A 14,927-nucleotide genomic window follows, 5' to 3' on the forward strand; every position below is an offset into this window, starting at 1 on the left:
CCAGGCAAGAATTCCGTCTGACGAAGACCACCTAGGATTTCCCTCTTCCAAATCAGCGGCAAAAGGCACACATCTAGGCAAACGCAAAACACCGGCTCCTAATCATGCTCCGCCTCGCCACCCTCTCGCTCTTGATCCTCTACCCAATTGCCTGGTTTGCCCCCCTGATGCGCGCCGGTCTCCTACCCATGTTCGGCCTCAGTGAAATCAGCGTCATCACCGGGTTGCAATCCTTGTGGGGCAGTGACGTGGTGCTTGCTCTGCTGGTGACGGTCTTTGCCATCTTCGCGCCCTACCTCAAAACCATCGGCCTTGCGCTCGTTCAATGGGGCCTCCTGGATCCCCGCGCCCAGCCCGTGCTGCATATCCTCGGCAAACTCGCCATGGCAGATATCTTCCTCATCGCCCTCTACATCACGATTGCGAAGGGCATCGGCTACGTCACGATTGAGACCGGCTGGGGCCTCTACCTCTTCTCCGCCTGCATCCTCGCCTCCATCGCCCTCGGCCTGCTGACAGAACGCAGACTTCGATCAAATCCGGGTCAATGACGGCGCCTCGCGCCGCCTTGCGCAGCAAGGTCACAGATCATTGACGCGGCTTTGATCACCCCACACTCGAAATGGCGCCTTCAGGGCAAACCTGCCCCTGAAGCGCTTCCCCAGCAAACAAACAGCACCGCGACAGCGGTGCCGGGCCCAACGGGAGCGGATCCCAGCAGGGATCACGCGACGGGCGGGAGAGCCTGCTTCATGACTTGAACAAACCCTGAACATGGGGCAGAACATCCCCATGGCAAAATCATCTTCCTTCTCCTGCTCGGCCTGTGGCGCCAGCTTCTCCAAATGGTCCGGCCGCTGCGAGGGCTGCGGCGAGTGGAACACCATATCCGAGGACAAGGGTCTCTCCTCCGGTGGCCCGGCCAAGAAAAGCCTCGGCATGCGGCGCGGGCGCACCATCCCCCTTTCGGATCTGGCGACCGAGGAAACCCCTCCCCCGCGCAGCCACTCTGGCGTGGGAGAGCTCGACCGGGTGCTGGGCGGTGGTCTGGTGGCCGCCTCCGCCATCCTGGTGGGAGGCGATCCCGGCATCGGCAAATCGACGCTCCTCTTGCAGGCCGCCGCGCGCTTTGCCAAAGCGGGGGTCAAGACCGTCTATGTCAGCGGCGAAGAGGCCAGCGCCCAGGTGCGCATGCGCGCGCAGCGGCTGGGCCTCGCGCAGGCGCCGGTGAAGCTCGCCGCCGAAACCAACCTGCGGGACATCCTGACCACGCTGGAGGCCGAAAAGCCCCAGCTTGCCATCATCGACTCCATCCAGACCATGTGGGCGGATCACGTGGACAGCGCGCCCGGATCGGTCAGCCAGGTGCGCGCCGCCGCGCATGAGCTGACCACCTTTGCCAAGACCAACGGCATCTCCATCATCATGGTCGGCCATGTCACCAAGGAAGGCCAGATCGCCGGTCCCCGCGTAGTGGAGCATATGGTCGATACCGTCCTCTACTTCGAGGGCGAGCGCGGCCATCAGTTCCGCATCCTGCGCGCGGTAAAGAACCGTTTCGGCCCGGCCGATGAGATCGGCGTCTTCGAGATGACCGGCGCAGGTCTGTCCGAGGTGGTGAATCCGTCTGCCCTGTTCCTGTCCGAGCGTGGCCAGCCCTCGCCCGGATCGGTGGTCTTTGCCGGTATCGAAGGCACCCGGCCCGTTCTGGTGGAACTTCAGGCCCTGGTGGCCCCCTCCCCCCATTCCCAGCCGCGCCGCGCCGTGGTGGGCTGGGACTCCTCGCGCCTTGCCATGATCCTTGCGGTGCTGGAGGCGCGCTGCGGCATTCCCTTTGCCGGGCTTGACGTCTATCTGAACGTGGCGGGCGGCATGAAGATTTCCGAGCCTGCGGCAGATCTCGCGGTTGCCGCCGCCCTTCTCAGCGCCCGCGAAGATACCGCTCTTCCGGCCGACACGGCAATATTCGGAGAAATCTCGCTATCTGGCGCCCTCAGACCCGCCCCCCAGACAGAAAACCGGTTGAAAGAGGCGCAAAAACTTGGTTTCACCTCAGCCATTGCCCCCGGCGGCGGCAAATCCGTATCGGTCAAAGGCATTGCCCAGCGCAAAGTGAACGACCTGACCGGATTTGTTGGCGAATTCTTCGGGGCAGGCTAAAGTCGCCGAAAGACTTTTACTGTAGGCTAACGGGCGAGGGACATGGAAGGTTTCACCATTATCGACGGGGTCGTGGCCCTGGTCATCGTTGTATCGGCATTGCTCGCCTATTCGCGTGGTCTCGTGCGGGAGGCGATGGCGATCGCCGGGTGGGTCGTGGCCGGCATCCTCGCGTTCATGTTCGCCCCGCAGGTCGAGCCGCTGATGGCCGAGATCCCGGTGGTGGGCGAATTCATCGCCGACAGCTGCGAGCTTTCGATCATCGCCGCCTTTGCCGCCGTCTTTGCTTTGGCGCTGATCGTCGCCTCCTTCTTCACGCCGCTGTTTGCCTCGCTGGTGCAGCGCTCGGCCCTTGGCGGGCTGGACCAGGGCGCGGGCTTCTTCTTTGGCGTGTTGCGCGGCATCCTTTTGGTGGCGATTGCCTTCTTCCTTTATAACGTCGTGATGACCGGTCAGAGTTTCACAATCGTTGACGAAAGCCGCTCGGCGGTGGTGTTCGAGCGCATGATCGGCAAGATCGAAGAGCGCAACCCCGAAGAGGCGCTTGGCTGGGTCACCCAGCAATACGAGGCTCTGATTGGCGCCTGTGAGGGCTGATCAAAAGAGATCCATCTTCCAGGGATTGATGCAAGGAGCGCCAGATTGGCGCTCTTTTCTTTTTTGTATTCCAGGGGTTTCAGCTACGACCGCCGAGTGGGTTTGACCTTGGCGGCGGCCTTCCCAGTAGCGGCGGAGTGCATGATTCGACCTGACATCCGGCCCCAGAATCACCGTCACGAGCCATCCCCGGCAAATTCACGCTGACAAGGGGGAAAAGTTAACAAAACCTCTTTACCCACCGGCAATTGGTTAACAATCCGGGGAAAAAACCGGAATTTGTCCCCGAAAAACGGGGCAAACTCGAAATTGGCCGCACCCTTGCCCCATTTTCGGCCAAATTCGGGGGCCAATTAGATCCAACGACAGGCAGAAAGCCGCTCGCTCTCAGAAGGGACACGAAAATGTTGCTGGATCACTTCAACTCTTTTGCCGACTACCAGCCGGTGGACGTGCTGTTGGATTTTTCCCTGTTTCAAAGCACGTCCTTGCTGACCTCTTCCTTTGACGCAGCCCCGTTGCGCCCTCGTGAAGGCGGCTTCCTGCCCTCCACACTGGTCGAGACAGACCGTGGTTTCGTGCAGGCCCGCGACGTCAAGCCGGGCGACATGATCTACACCTTTGACGGGGGTGCGCAGGAGGTCAAAGCCATCCGCCACGCCGTGCCGCGTCTGACCACGCTGATGCATGTTCCTGCCGGCGCGCTTGGCAATGACACCGACCTGCTGCTGCCTGCCGATCAGACCGTCGCACTGGAACTGGACGCCGCAGAGCGCCTGTTCGGTGTACCGCTCATCACCGCCAAGCTGATCCACCTGGCGGGCTACAAGGGCATCAAGGCCACCGCCCCCGAAAGCATCGGCCGCATTCATATCACCTGCGACGAGGAAGAACTGATCTGGGCCGAAAGCGGCATGCTGATGCTGTCCGGTGAGGGTGGCGCAGACGGCGCCTTTTGCGAACTGTCCCTGACCGAAGTGCGCCAGGTGCTGGCCAGCGAAGAGGGTCGCGCCCTGTCCCATGCCGGCATGGGGGCCGAGGACGCCCGCTATCCTGCGCCCTTCGACGCGATCTTTGCTCCGGCCCTGGCGGCCTGAGCGCTTCAACAGAACAGATCCGGGTAATACAGGCAGACCCGCATAACGAGCAGTACCAACTGAGGGCTCAAGCCCAGGGGCACAAGGTCAAGAGATCGTGCCCCTTTTTCATGCGCGACAAATCCGCCTTTACCAATCGGATTGTGATCCTTTGATGACATCCCGGTTCTAAGGCACTATGTGAGGGCCATCACCCATTCCCGGATTCGGAGCCACACGCCTTGCCGATGCCGCAGATGCCCCCCGCCCATCCTTTTGACGACGACAAACTGCGCGAAGAATGCGGCGTGTTCGGCGTCGTTGGCGTCCAGGACGCCGCCAACTTCGTAGCACTCGGTCTGCATGCGCTGCAGCACCGCGGACAGGAAGCGGGCGGCATCGTCTCCCACGATCCTGTCGAAGGGTTCAACAGCGTGCGCCGCTTTGGCTATGTGCGCGACAACTTCACCTCGCAGGACGTGATGGCCACGGTGCCAGGCCCGCTCGCCATTGGCCACGTGCGCTATTCCACTGCCGGATCGAAAGGCCAGACCGCGATCCGCGACGTGCAGCCCTTCTTTGGCGAATTCGCCATGGGCGGCGCGGCCATTGCCCATAACGGCAATATCACCAACGCCAACGCCCTGCGCCGCGAGCTGATCGAGCGCGGCTCGATCTTCCAAAGCTCGTCCGACAGCGAATGCATCATCCACCTGATGGCGCGCTCCATGGGCCGGTCGATCCCCGACCGCATGGAAGAAGCCCTGCGCAAGGTTGAAGGCGCCTTTTCCGTCGTCGCCATGACCCGCACCAAGCTGATCGGCGTGCGCGATCCCCTGGGCGTGCGCCCGCTGGTGCTGGGCAAGATCGGCGATGGCTATGCGCTGAGTTCCGAGACCTGCGCGCTTGATATCATCGGCGCCGAGTTCATCCGCGAGATCGAACCGGGCGAGATGGTCGTGATCAACGACAAGGGCGTCGAGAGCCATTTCCCCTTCCGCCGCCAGCCCTCGAAATTCTGCATCTTCGAACATGTCTATTTCTCGCGTCCCGATTCGATCCTCGGCGGACGCTCCGTCTATGAAACCCGCGAAGCCATCGGCCGCGAACTGGCCAAGGAAAACCCGGTCGAGGCCGATCTGGTCTGCCCGGTGCCCGACAGCGGCACCCCGGCTGCCATCGGCTTTTCGCTGCAATCGGGCATCCCCTATGCCATGGGGATCATCCGCAACCAGTACATGGGCCGCACCTTCATCGAGCCGACCGAACAGATCCGCAACATGGGTGTACGCCTCAAGCTGAACGTCAACCGTGCCCTGATCGAAGGCAAGCGGGTGATCCTGGTGGACGATTCCGTGGTGCGCGGCACGACATCCCGCAAAATCAAGGAGATGATCCTCGATGCCGGCGCCAAGGAGGTGCATTTCCGCATCGCCTCTCCGCCCACCGCCTGGCCCTGTTTCTACGGCGTGGACACCCCCGACCGCGACAAGCTGCTGGCCGCCACCATGACCGAGGATCAGATGGCGGAACATCTGGCGGTGGACAGCCTCAAGTTCATCTCGCTGGACGGTCTTTACCGCGCCGTGGGCGAGGCCAAGGGCCGCGACAAGGGCTGCCCGCAGTATTGCGATGCCTGTTTCTCGGGTGAATATCCCGTGACCCCGTCGGATATGATCGAACGGGGGTTTGAAATGAAGGCCGCGGCAGAGTAAGAGGGCGACAAGCACAGTCAGGGAGGGCGCTGATCCGTGGGATCGGCGCCTTTTCCTATTGCTGAATAACACATGATCACGACGAAAGGCCCTTCCTTGGACGCCCACCTTGCCCGAATGCTGACCTCTGCGCGCACCTGCCGCTGTTGTGGCGCCACCTTTGCGCAATTGCTCAGCCTCAGCTGTGACAGGCCTGATTCCTGCCCGGACGATCTGGTGGTTCAGGACAATTCGGCCGTTCTGACGGATCGGGGTGACGTGCTGACCGAGGATTTCTGCCGCATCGGTGATCTGCGCTTTGTGCGTGCGGTCCTTGCGCTGCCGATCGAGGCCAGCCGCGGGGCCGAGTTCATCCTGGGCACCTGGGCAAGCCTCAGCGTGGACGATTTCGACGCCTATCTCGATCTCTTCGAGATGCGCGAGATGGAAAGCCTCGGCAGCCGCCCCGCCTGGCTGGCCAATGCGATCCCGCCCGAAAGCGGCGCGCCGGTTGCCTGCATGTTGCATATGCGCCCCGAGGGGGAATATCCCGAACTGCAGGTCTCCGAACCCAATCACCCCCTGGCCCGGCTCCAGCAGAACGGCTTGCAACTGGAAGAGCTGCTGGAGCTGCTTTATGCCTATGGGCACGACCTGCCGTCGCTGGTCTACGATGCCTAATCGCCGCAGGGGGCAGCGCGCCCCGCTGCTCCTCTTGACCCTTCCGGCCAACGGTTCCAAAAGGCTGCCATGACACAGAAACTCGCTCTTATCACCGGCGCATCGCGCGGCCTTGGCGCCGCCCTGGCAGAGGCGCTTGCCCCGACCCATCACATCGTGGCCGTGGCCCGCACCACCGGCGCACTCGAAGAGCTTGATGACCGGATCAAGGCAAAGGGCGGCAGCGCCACCCTGGCGCCGATGGACATCACCGTGCCCGAGGCGATGGCCACCCTGTGCCGCGGCATTCATGATCGCTGGGGGCAGCTTGATCTGTGGCTGCATACGGCCATCCATGCCGCTCCGCTGTCTCCTGCCCCCTTTGTTGCACCGAAGGACTGGGAGAAATCCGTTGCCGTGAATGCCACGGCAACCTCGGTGCTGATCCCCTACGTGGCGCCCTTGCTGGGTCAGGCGGGGCACGCTGTCTTCTTCGAGGATCCACGCGCAGGGGAAAAATTCTTCGGTGCCTATGGAGCGACAAAAGCGGCGCAGATGGCGCTGGTGCGCAGCTGGCAGGCGGAAAGCGCCAAGACCGGCCCCGAGGTCCAGATCCTTGAGCCGCAGCCGATGCCCACCGCCCTGCGCGCAAGGTTCTTCCCCGGCGAGGATCGCGAGGCCCTGACGCCTGTCCAGGACGAGGCCGCGCGCCTGCTGCCGCAGATCCTGGGCGCTGCATAGGTCGGCGGTTGCCCCCGGCCAACTGGCCGGAAGGCTCCCGCCCCCTCTCAATCATATCAAAGACATGAGGCTCGGCGTTGGGCCGGGCGCCGCGCCTTCGACGCGCCGCAGGTGTGCGATACGGCTCCGCGACGGCTGTTTGGCAGGCGTCAGCCTGCCACGCCCAACTGCGCGGGGGCATTCCTTGAATGCACCCAAAGTGGGCGGGAGCGCACCCGCTGCCTGCGCCGGCGACGTCGTCGGCCCCAAAAGACCCAAAGCTGTGGCACCGATGCCCCGCAGGCGAGATAGCACAGCGCCTGCCCGTGAAAGTCTTGCTCCAGTATTTTCAACGTCCTATTCAGATCAAAACGAAGGACAGGCAGCCGCAGGGGGACCTATGCGCATTCTCGTGACCAATGACGACGGCATCAATGCACCGGGACTTCTGGTTCTGGAGGCCATTGCCCGCGAGGTCGCTGGCCCCAAGGGCGAGGTCTGGACCGTCGCGCCGGCCTTTGAGCAATCGGGCGTTGGCCATTGCATCAGCTACACACGCCCCTCGATGCTGACCCAGCTGGGCGAGCGCCGCTATGCCACCGAAGGCTCCCCGGCCGACTGCGTCCTGGCCGGTGTGCATGTGGCGATGGAGGACGTGGTGCCCGATCTGGTCCTGTCCGGCATCAACCGGGGCAACAACTCAGCCGAGAACGCGCTCTATTCGGGCACGCTGGGCGGCGCCATGGAAGCCGCGCTGCAGGGCATACCCGCGATCGCGCTGTCGCAGTATTTCGGCCCCCATAATGCCAGTCTGGACAACCCGTTCGAAGCTGCTGCAGAGCATGCTGCCGCGCTCATCCGGGACATCCTGAAGGCCAGCCCGCAGGAAGCCTCCGGTGATTACCGCCTGTTCTACAACATCAATTTCCCCCCGGTTCCCGCCGCCGCCGTGAAAGGCGCGCGCGCCGTGGCGCAGGGGCTGCGCTCCGGCCAACGGTTTTCGGCCGAAGAGCAGCTCTCGCCCAACGGGCGCCGCTACGTCTGGATCAAGGGCGGGGATCAACATGTGCACACGGCACCCGACACCGACGCTGCGGTCAACCTCGAAGGCTATATCTCGGTCACCCCCATGCGCGCGGATCTGACGGCGCATGATGTGCTCCATGCGCTCAAGGTTCTTGAATGACAGGCCCGGATCCCGAAACCAAGATGCAGTTCCTGTTCGCGCTGCGCTCGCGCGGGGTCACGGATATGCAGGTTCTGAACGCCATGGAACAGATCGACCGCGGCCCCTTCGTGCGCGGCATCTTTGCCGATCGCGCCTATGAGGACACGCCCCTGCCCATCGCCTGCGGCCAGACGATTTCGCAGCCCTCGGTCGTGGGCCTGATGACCCAGGCGCTGCAGGTCTCGCCGCGCGATACGGTGCTGGAAGTGGGCACGGGATCGGGGTACCAGGCCGCGATCCTCTCGAAACTGGCCCGCCGCGTCTATACCATCGACCGCCATGCCCGTCTGGTGCAAGAGGCGCGTGCCCTGTTTGACGCCCTCAGCCTGCCCAATGTCACATCGCTGGTGGGCGATGGCAGCTTTGGCCTGCCGGATCAGGCCCCTTTTGACCGCATCATCGTGACCGCCGCCGCCGAAGACCCGCCGGGCCCGCTTCTGGCACAGCTCAAACCCGGCGGCATCATGGTGGTGCCCGTCGGCCAGTCGGACACGGTCCAGACCCTGATCCGGGTGCGGAAAACAGAGGCAGGGCTGGAGTATGACGAGTTGCGCCCGGTTCGTTTTGTTCCCCTGCTTGAGGGTTTGGGAAAAGATACATAAATGGGGCGCACAGATGACGGATTGTCATCCGAAGACGTGTTTCGAGGAGAGCGAGATGACCAAGACAGCCAACATCCTGCCCCGCCGCGCGGCACGGCTGCTGACCCTGCTTCCCGCCGCGGCACTGCTGGCCGCCTGCGAAGGGCCGCTGGACTACGATTTACGCGGGCAGCTGGGCGGCTTCAGCACCGCGCCAGCGGCACAGGACGCCACCGCTGACAGGCCGATGCCGGATGCGCGCGGGTTGATCACCTACCCGTCCTACCAGGTGGCCGTGGCCCAACGCGGCGATACGGTGGCCGACGTGGCCACTCGGGTTGGTCTCACGGCCAGCGAGGTTGCCCGCTTCAACGGGATGCAGCCGGGCGACGTCCTGCGCAAGGACGAGGTGCTGGCCCTTCCCCGCCGGGCGCCGAATAGCCCGACGGTCTCTGGATCCGCGCAGCCCGGCGGCGTTGATATTGCCTCGCTCGCCGGTCAGGCCATCGACCGGGCGCCCAGCACGTCGCCCAATCCCGGCTCTGTCACCACCACCACGCTGCAGCCCACCCCGCGTCCTGCCCCCACGCAGGTTCAGCAGGGCCCTGAGCCGGTCCGCCATAAGGTCATGCGCGGCGAGACGGCCTATACCATCTCCCGCCTCTATCAGGTGCCGGTCAAATCGCTGGCCGAGTGGAACGGTCTTGGCAGCGATTTCGCGATCCGCGAAGGCCAGTATCTCCTGATCCCGGTCAAGGATCAGCCAGCCCCCGCCCGCACGGCCGCGGTGACGGCGCCCGGCGCCGGCAGCGCCACACCGACGCCCCCGAGCGCCACCAGACCGCTGCCGACGGAAGAGGTCGCGCCCGCCTCCGAAGGAGCCGGCACGCTGCCGACGGTAAAGGTGCCTGAACCCACCCGCAGCAGCACTGCGGCCATGGCCTATCCGTTGCTGGGCAAGATCATCTCGACCTACTCCAAGGGCAAGAATGACGGCATCGACATCGCCGGCAAGCCCGGACAGGAGGTCAAGGCCGCCGAGGCTGGCACCGTTGCCGTCATCACCAAGGATTCCAACAACATCCCCATCCTGGTGATCCGCCATTCCAAAGAGCTGCTGACGCTTTATATCAACGTCACGGACATCTCGGTGAAAAAGGGCGAAACGGTCAAACGCGGTCAGCCCATCGCCAAGCTGCGCGCGGGGGACGACGCGTTCCTGCACTTCGAGGTACGCTCGGGCACCGAGAGCCTGGATCCGCTGCTCTATCTCAACTGACGCCCAATCGGCGCGCGACGGGATGCGCCCTGCAGGATGACGGTCAGTTGTCATCCACGTCTGCGCGGTTCCCTGCGAACTGCACCAACCCTGGAAACTCCGGCAGCCAGCTTTCCCGGCGCCGGGTCCAGAGCTCATACTCAGGCACCAGTTGGTCCGGCGCATCAAGGGCGCCAAGGTGCAGTTCGATCTCGTCCCCGCTGCGGGCAAAAACCGAAGAGCCACAGCGCGGACAGAAATACCGCCCCTCGTAGGAGGCAGTATCCCCGGTGATCGAAACTGCCCCGTCGGCAAAGACAGCGGCGGCATAGAACAGGGCGCCGTGGTGCTTGCGGCAGTCCAGACAATGGCAGATCCCCACCCGCAGCGGCGCGCCATGCGCCACCAGCCGCACCGCGCCACACAGGCATCCGGCGGGGTATATGCGCTCGGATGCCTCCATGCCTTAAGCCAGGGTGACGCCGTGCCGTCCGGCCAGATCGGTGAAATACTGCCACGCCACCCGGCCCGAGCGCGCGCCGCGGGTGGCCTGCCACTCGATGGCCTCCGCCCGGATCTGTTCAGGATCTGCCGCGACTCCATAGGCGGCGCAGTAGCCGGCGATCATCGACAGGAATTCGTCCTGATCGCAGGGGTGGAAACCAAGCCACAGCCCGAACCGATCGGACAGCGAAACCTTCTCCTCCACCGCCTCGGAGGGGTTGATGGCGCTGGAGCGTTCGTTTTCGATCATGTCCCGCGGCATCAGGTGGCGCCGGTTCGAGGTGGCATAGAAGACCACGTTCGAAGGGCGCCCTTCGATACCGCCATCCAGCACCGCCTTCAGGCTCTTGTAGTGCTGATCGTCATGGCTGAACGAAAGATCATCACAGAACAGGATGAACCGCTTGGATGAGGCGCGCAGATGGTTCAGCAGCCGCGCCACCGATGGCAGGTCCTCGCGCTGCAGTTCCACCAGTTTGAGGTCAGGGTGATCGCCGACAAGTTTACCGTGCACCGCCTTGACGAGGCTCGATTTTCCCATGCCCCGCGCGCCCCACAGAAGGGCGTTGTTGGCAGCCGCCCCTTCGGCAAATCGGCGGGTGTTCTCAAGCAGGGTCTCGCGTGAGCGGTCGATGCCCACCAGAAGGTCCAGATCAACCCGGCTTACGGTTTCGACCGGGGCCAGACGGTCCGGAGACACATGCCAGACAAAGGCCGGGGCCGCGTCGAAATCGGGCGCCTCCAGCGGCGCAGGGGACATGCGCTCCAGGGCCTCGGCAATGCGGCTCAAGGCGTCCTCACTCATTGGCACGGTCATCGGCTCCTCCGTCAGTTTTTCGGATGTGACAAAGCATGTTCCAGCACCGGCAACAAGGTGCTTTAAGATCGCCAGGCGGACACAAAAGAGGGCGACACCTGCGCGCCGCCCCCTTTCTTCTCTCGGTTCTATGAGTGAGTGAGTGCTGCCTGATCGACCTCAGGCGGCCTGGGTCTGCTCCATCTCTTCGGAGAAGCTCTTGAAGAACTTGGCCGCCAGTTTCTTGGCCGTGCTCTGGATCAGGCGGCTGCCCAATTGCGCCAGCTTGCCGCCGATATCGGCCTTGGCGGTATAGGTCAGCAGCGTGCCACCGTCCTTTTCGGTCAGGACCACCTCGGCGCCGCCCTTGGCAAAGCCGGCCGCGCCGCCATTGCCCTGCCCTTCGAGCGAGAAACGCTCGGGCGGGGCATCGGGGGACAGGGTCACCTGCCCCGAGAATTTCGCCTTCACAGGGCCGATCTTCAGCACGACCTTGGCTTCAAGCTCGGTGTCCGAATGTTTGATCAGCTCTTCGCAGCCGGGGATCGCCTTTTGCAGCACCTCCGGGTCGTTGAGGGCCGCATAGACCTCGTCGCGCGGGGCGTTGATGAAGATTTCGTCGCTCAGTTCCATGTGGGTTTTCCTTCTAGCAACAGGGGAATTTGACAGAGGCCAGCACCTTGGCCTGCTCGTCACTCAAACGGGGAAACAGGCGCCACCACAGGCGCAGAAAGAGGTCAGCCATCGGTCCCCTCCCCGCGCTGAAGCGCCCGGCGGCGCTGCACCAGTTCAGCGAGGATCGACAGCGCGATCTCATCCGGTGTGATGGCGTGGATATCGACGCCCGCGGGTGCCTTGACGGCTGCCAGTGCCTCTGGCGGCACGCCCTTGTCCTGCAGGCGCTGCGACAGGGTCGCGAACTTGCGGCGGCTGCCGACAAAGCCGATGTAGCGCGCCTTCTGCGACAGCGCGCGGCGCAGCGCCGCCTCATCGCCGCGTCCTTGCGTGGCGACCACGACAAAGGGCGCGCTGTCCCAGATCGGGTGTTCCTCGAAATGTTCCACCACCCGGTCGGGCATCGGCAGGTCCACCTCCTGCGGCCCCGGCAAGCATAATGTGCGGTCGAACTCGAAGCGCGCCGACAGCTCCACCAGCGCCTGCGCCACGGGACCGGAGCCGCAGACCACCAGCGCGGGCAGCGGCAGGACAGGCTCCACAAAGATATCCAAGACGCCCTTGCTGGGGCAGCCGTTTCGGGCGTATTTGATGCCGTCGCGTTCCTCGCCCGCGCTTACCCCCGCCTCGGCCAGCAGCTCCTCGGGGCCGATCGACAGAAGCTGCGGTGCGCCGGTCTCGATCGCCTCGCGGGCAGCACGGCCCACGGCCCCGCGCACGCAGCCACCGCCCAGGAAGCCGACGACGATCTCGCCCTTTTCATCGATCAGCGCCTTTGCGCCCGGTTTGGCCGAAGTCGCCGCCACGGTGCGCACCACCGTCGCCATCGCGAAGGGTTCACCGGCGCTGCGCCTTGCCTCGGTTTCGCGGGCCAGATCCTGCTGCAGCCGTGGTCCCAGTGATGAATGTCCTGCCATGATGAAACTCATATCGCCCCCAGTTTTTGATCGAGGCTGGCCAGCGCCTCCAGCGTGTTGGCCGCCTCGAAAAGATCCAGAAATGGCAGTGCCGCCGCCATGCCGCGTGCAATCGGCTCGTAGCCCTTCCATCCCTTCAGCGGGTTGAGCCAGACGATCCGGCAGCCGCGCCGGCTCAGCGCCTCCAGCGCCGTTGCCATATCTTCGGGCGGATCACTGTCGTAGCCGTCCGACAGGATGATCACCACCGAGCGCCCATCGACAAAGCGGCGCGCGTAGGACCCCGCAAAATGCTGGAGCGCACCGCCGATACGGCTGCCACCGCCGATGCCTTCGGCCATCAGGGTGACGCGATTGAGGGCACGCATCGGGTCCTCTTCGCGCAAAGCATCGGCAATGCGAACAAGACGGGTGTGAAAGAGATAAGCGTCCGAGGCCGGATCGGCCCGCATCAGCCCGGCCAGAAAGGCCAGAAAGGGCCGCGCATAGACCAGCATGGATCCCGAGACATCACACAGCGCGACGATCTTCACGGGGCGGTCGGGGCGTGTGCGCCGCGCGAGCCGCAGGGGCACGCCGCCGGTGGCCACCGCCCTACGGATGGTGCGGCGAAAATCCACCGCCCTGCCCCACCGCGCCGCCTTGCGCCTGCGGGAGCGTTTGTCGCGCAGCGCCTGCCCCAGCCGTACGGCAACCGCCTCGGCCTGGCGGATATCCTCGGGATCCACCAGATCGCGCAGATCCTTTTTCATCAGGTTCTTCACGTCCGAGGCGACAAGCCGCCCAACGCCGTCGCTTTCCGCCTCCCCGCCGCCGCTGCCGCCGGGGGCGTGAATGGTGCCTGCACCTTCTGCCTCTGTTTCGCCTGCGTCCTTGCGGGAAGAGCGCATGTCATCATTCTTGTTTGTCTTGTCGCTGGGCACGGTCTTCTGCCGTACCCGGCCCGCATCCATCCAGAAACTGTCAAAGAGCGCATCGAACCGCTCCACATCCTCGGCCCGGCCCGCACACACGGCACGCAGGGCGGCGCGTGCCTCTGACGGATTGCTCGCCTCTACTGCGCCAAGGGCCGCAAGCGCGGTACCGGTTTCGGCCACGCCCAGCGCAAAGCCATGGGCGCGCAGATGCGCCATGAAGCCCGCAACGCGGGCGCCGGGGCCGGGATCGCGGCCCGCAAAGCGCGTGACCCGGCTCATGCGGCGCGCCCCGCCAGCCGCTGCGCGACCTCTGCGGGAACGGCGCCGCGGTCGGCCTCGGTCTTCAGCAAGGTTGCCATGGCCGCCATCAGGGCGGCGGGATCTTCGGTGAGGTCTGCAACGCCAAGGCCAGAGAGCGCGGCGGCAAAATCCAGCATCTCGGCGACGCCGGGTTTCTTGACCAGATCCTCCTTGCGCAGGTCTTGGACGAAGCCGACGATCTGCCCGGCCAGCGCCGCACCCAGCCCCGGACAGCGCGCGTCCAGAATGGCGAGTTCGGTCTTGCGGTCGGGATAGTCCACATGGGCATAGAGGCACCGGCGGCGCAGCGCATCCGACAGATCGCGGGTGCCGTTTGCGGTCAGGATCACCAGCGGGCGGCTTTTGGCCGTGATGGTGCCAAGCTCCGGCACGGTGATCTGAAAATCGGCGAGCACCTCCAAGAGGTAGGCCTCGAATTCTTCATCGGCGCGGTCGATCTCATCAATCAGCAGCACCGGGGGGATATCCTGCCGGATCGCCTGGAGCAGCGGGCGCTCCAAGAGGTACTCTTCGGAGAAAATCTGCGCCTCGGCCTCTTTGCCGGTCTTGCCAGAGGCCTGAATGGCCAATAGCTGGCGCTGGTAATTCCATTCATAGATCGCCTGTGCGGCGTCCAGCCCTTCGTAGCATTGCAGCCGGATCAGCCGGGTGTCGCGGGCTGCGGCGAGGGCGCGGGCGATCTCGGTTTTTCCGACACCGGCAGCCCCTTCGAGCAGCAGTGGACGGCCCAGCGTCACCGCAAGATGCAGCGCCATCGCCAGATCATCGGAGGCGACATAGCCCTGTTCTGCCAGGTCATTCTGAAGGTCGAGATAGGTCATGG

General features: G+C 64.3%; 16 protein-coding genes. 10 read left to right on the plus strand and 6 right to left on the minus strand.

What is annotated here, in order from left to right:
- Positions 1-101 precede the first annotated feature (101 nt).
- The 10 genes from AADA15_RS02550 to AADA15_RS02595 all read left to right on the plus strand — a co-directional run bounded on the left by AADA15_RS02550 (position 102) and on the right by AADA15_RS02595 (position 9,995).
- A complete protein-coding gene (locus AADA15_RS02550; RefSeq protein WP_341640068.1) occupies positions 102-551 on the plus strand; it encodes a paraquat-inducible protein A in 450 nt (149 codons plus the stop codon).
- Positions 552-792: 241 nt separating this feature from the next.
- Positions 793-2,160: a DNA repair protein RadA gene (gene radA, locus AADA15_RS02555; RefSeq protein ID WP_341639969.1), complete on the plus strand. Its 1,368-nt coding sequence runs from the start codon at positions 793-795 to the stop codon at positions 2,158-2,160.
- A gap of 42 nt (positions 2,161-2,202) precedes the next feature.
- Entirely contained in the window at positions 2,203-2,757 is a 555-nt protein-coding gene (locus AADA15_RS02560; RefSeq protein WP_341639970.1) for a CvpA family protein, read from the plus strand.
- Between the two features lie 404 nt (positions 2,758-3,161).
- Entirely contained in the window at positions 3,162-3,854 is a 693-nt protein-coding gene (locus AADA15_RS02565; RefSeq protein WP_341639971.1) for a Hint domain-containing protein, read from the plus strand.
- Positions 3,855-4,090: 236 nt separating this feature from the next.
- On the plus strand, positions 4,091-5,548 hold the full coding sequence (gene purF, locus AADA15_RS02570; protein WP_437343165.1) for an amidophosphoribosyltransferase: 1,458 nt from the start codon (positions 4,091-4,093) through the stop codon (positions 5,546-5,548).
- A 117-nt stretch (positions 5,549-5,665) separates the two neighbouring features.
- Positions 5,666-6,208 (plus strand): DUF2199 domain-containing protein, encoded by a 543-nt coding sequence (locus tag AADA15_RS02575; protein WP_341640070.1) that lies wholly within the window; start codon positions 5,666-5,668, stop codon positions 6,206-6,208.
- 69 nt (positions 6,209-6,277) lie between these two features.
- Positions 6,278-6,928 (plus strand): SDR family NAD(P)-dependent oxidoreductase, encoded by a 651-nt coding sequence (locus AADA15_RS02580; protein WP_341639972.1) that lies wholly within the window; start codon positions 6,278-6,280, stop codon positions 6,926-6,928.
- Between the two features lie 379 nt (positions 6,929-7,307).
- On the plus strand, positions 7,308-8,093 hold the full coding sequence (gene surE, locus AADA15_RS02585; protein ID WP_341639973.1) for a 5'/3'-nucleotidase SurE: 786 nt from the start codon (positions 7,308-7,310) through the stop codon (positions 8,091-8,093).
- A complete protein-coding gene (locus AADA15_RS02590; protein ID WP_341639974.1) occupies positions 8,090-8,737 on the plus strand; it encodes a protein-L-isoaspartate(D-aspartate) O-methyltransferase in 648 nt (215 codons plus the stop codon). Before surE ends, AADA15_RS02590 begins: the two co-directional genes overlap by 4 nt.
- A 55-nt stretch (positions 8,738-8,792) precedes the next feature.
- Positions 8,793-9,995 carry a peptidoglycan DD-metalloendopeptidase family protein gene (locus tag AADA15_RS02595; protein ID WP_341639975.1) on the plus strand — a complete coding sequence of 401 codons (1,203 nt, stop codon included), beginning with the start codon at positions 8,793-8,795 and terminating at the stop codon, positions 9,993-9,995.
- Between the two features lie 43 nt (positions 9,996-10,038).
- On the opposite strand, the gene AADA15_RS02600 is transcribed toward AADA15_RS02595, so the two are convergent.
- The 6 genes from AADA15_RS02600 to AADA15_RS02625 all read right to left on the minus strand — a co-directional run bounded on the left by AADA15_RS02600 (position 10,039) and on the right by AADA15_RS02625 (position 14,925).
- Positions 10,039-10,437, minus strand: coding sequence for a GFA family protein (locus AADA15_RS02600; protein ID WP_341639976.1), 399 nt, complete (start codon positions 10,435-10,437; stop codon positions 10,039-10,041).
- Positions 10,438-10,440: 3 nt separating this feature from the next.
- Entirely contained in the window at positions 10,441-11,283 is an 843-nt protein-coding gene (locus AADA15_RS02605) for an ATP-binding protein (RefSeq protein ID WP_341640071.1), read from the minus strand.
- 171 nt (positions 11,284-11,454) lie between these two features.
- The gene (locus AADA15_RS02610; protein WP_341639977.1) at positions 11,455-11,907 is read right to left on the minus strand and encodes an SRPBCC family protein; all 453 of its coding nucleotides are present in this window, start codon (positions 11,905-11,907) and stop codon (positions 11,455-11,457) included.
- A 104-nt stretch (positions 11,908-12,011) separates the two neighbouring features.
- Positions 12,012-12,866 carry an XdhC family protein gene (locus AADA15_RS02615; protein WP_341639978.1) on the minus strand — a complete coding sequence of 285 codons (855 nt, stop codon included), beginning with the start codon at positions 12,864-12,866 and terminating at the stop codon, positions 12,012-12,014.
- A gap of 8 nt (positions 12,867-12,874) precedes the next feature.
- The gene (locus AADA15_RS02620; RefSeq protein ID WP_341639979.1) at positions 12,875-14,062 is read right to left on the minus strand and encodes a vWA domain-containing protein; all 1,188 of its coding nucleotides are present in this window, start codon (positions 14,060-14,062) and stop codon (positions 12,875-12,877) included.
- Entirely contained in the window at positions 14,059-14,925 is an 867-nt protein-coding gene (locus AADA15_RS02625) for an AAA family ATPase (protein ID WP_341639980.1), read from the minus strand. The genes AADA15_RS02620 and AADA15_RS02625 overlap by 4 nt, the downstream gene beginning before the upstream one ends.
- Positions 14,926-14,927 lie beyond the last annotated feature (2 nt).

Origin of the sequence: Phycobacter sedimenti, assembly GCF_038148855.1 — a bacterium.
GTDB lineage: Bacteria > Pseudomonadota > Alphaproteobacteria > Rhodobacterales > Rhodobacteraceae > Phycobacter > Phycobacter sedimenti.